The organism is Streptomyces sp. AB3(2024) (assembly GCF_041862025.1).
Classification (GTDB): Bacteria; Actinomycetota; Actinomycetes; order Streptomycetales; family Streptomycetaceae; genus Streptomyces.
Window position 1 is genome coordinate 1 of sequence record NZ_JBGWAB010000409.1, and the last position, 230, is coordinate 230.

1 protein-coding gene is annotated in these 230 nt (G+C 73.0%); it reads left to right on the forward strand.

All coding sequences use genetic code 11. The features are described 5' to 3' along the window. Nucleotides 1-13: 13 nt before the first annotated feature. Nucleotides 14-230, forward strand: a 217-nt coding sequence (locus ACEPPI_RS40995) for an acyltransferase domain-containing protein (RefSeq protein WP_373920311.1), incomplete at its 3' end; no start/stop codon positions are given.

Here is a 230-nt window from a genome sequence, read left to right on the forward strand (position 1 = left end):
GCAGTGCGCGCGCGTGGTGCAGGAGGAGCTGGGAGAGGACCTCCGCGCGCTGCTCTACGGCGAGCCGTCGCAGGGCGCGGCCGAGCGGCTGAACGAAACCCGGGTGCAGCATCCGGCGTTGTTCGCGGTGCAGTACGCGATGGCGGAGCAGTGGCGAGCCTGGGGTGTGGTGCCGTCCGCGATGGTGGGGCACAGTCTGGGCGAGTACGTGGCGGCCACGGTGGCGGGGG